The sequence below is a fragment of the Arthrobacter sp. H5 genome (genome assembly GCF_000520595.1).
Lineage (GTDB): Bacteria > Actinomycetota > Actinomycetes > Actinomycetales > Micrococcaceae > Arthrobacter_D.
The window spans coordinates 1-1,319 of sequence record NZ_AZSC01000369.1 but is presented as its reverse complement, the minus strand read 5'-3'; the positions used below and the strand labels follow the sequence as shown (position 1 = coordinate 1,319).

General features: G+C 58.8%; 2 protein-coding genes. Both read right to left on the bottom strand.

All coding sequences use genetic code 11. The features are described 5' to 3' along the window. Window positions 1-257, bottom strand: a 257-nt coding sequence (locus Y708_RS30280) for a hypothetical protein (RefSeq protein ID WP_216699709.1), incomplete at its 3' end; no start/stop codon positions are given. 421 nt (window positions 258-678) lie between these two features. Then, on the bottom strand, window positions 679-954 hold the full coding sequence (locus Y708_RS0101695) for a hypothetical protein (protein ID WP_028278575.1): 276 nt from the start codon (window positions 952-954) through the stop codon (window positions 679-681). Between the last annotated feature and the right edge of the window lie 365 nt (window positions 955-1,319).

Here is a 1,319-nt window from a genome sequence, read left to right as displayed (position 1 = left end):
TCGACCACCACGGCGCGCCAGCGGCGCTGGGCCGCTAGCGGGAAAACCACGTCGTGGTGTACTGCAAGTTCGCGGCCCTGGGCGCTGGCAAGCTCGACTTCTTCGGTTACTAAAGAAATTGTGCCACTGATGACAACCTGTCCACACATGACGCCATTGCTGCCCCACGAGAGAATCGCGGCTCCCACAGGTGGACGGCTCTGAGCTGACCCATGGGCTCCACCCGCCCACAGGTGGATGACCCGTAAAACACGCACTGGTTGTTGGTGCCCACCCGGTACGGTCCCTTCGCATGAGCAGAACAAAGAGGTGCCCGTGGACCCCGCGGAGCTGCATCTGGTGCTAGCTGTACTCAGCCAGCAGGTGGCTGCAGCTAGCCCATAGCCCCACCCCGTGCGCCGAGAGTGGAAAATGCCGCCTTTTCCGCCTTTGTCCTAGCTTAATCGCTCAGTCCTGATTGCCGTCTGAAGCAGGATACGAGCACTAAACGGGAGGGAGTGGCGAGACTGAATCTATACCTGATCCGAGTGGTCAGAACTGCCAATCGAAGCTGTCAAAAAGCCGCCAACCCAGCCTGAAAGTCACATGTCGGAGCCGAAAAATATGTAGCGCTGAAGGATCCTCCACGCAACACATTTTTGCGGGCAGTTAAAGAGGTCAGCGGCGCAGAAGTGGTGGTCAGCCCACGGGAACCGGGGCGATGGCGCCCAGCCACACCCAGCCTTCGCGGTGGATCATGATCAACGGTTCGAAGAACCGGATTTTAGCCGCGTGCGCATGAATCCGAATGGCTTTGAAGTGGTAGCGGATCCACACATTCACCCGCCGTGGCTCCGGGAAGGGGATGGGCTTGACATTGTCGACGTTGAGCTCGGCCATGCGCGGCATGATGAGCTCTTCGCGCATCACGAACTCCTCGATCCGCTGATCCATTATCTTCGCGTAGTGCGCCATGTACCGGTTTTCTGGTTCTGGCCTCCACGAAGGGACTGTACGTGCGGGCGCCGACAAACAACCGCCGGTGACTGGCTGTCGTAGGTTTTGCGGGTCATCCACCTGTGGGTGGGTGGAGCCCGCAAGGGGTGAGCTCAGAGCCGTCCACCTGTGGCGGTTCCGGTGAGAAGCCCGGCAAGCAGAAGAGCTGATATTCCGTTACGTACCTTCATGATCGTGCCTTCAAAAGAATGAACTATCCAGTGATGGGTAGGTGAGGGATTGTTGCGCGGTCTCACACGGTGAGATCGTTAAACCCAATTAATCGTGCCCGGGTGATCGTGCTGACCCGCACCGTGTCCGTGCCGGTTCCGGTGATTGAAACA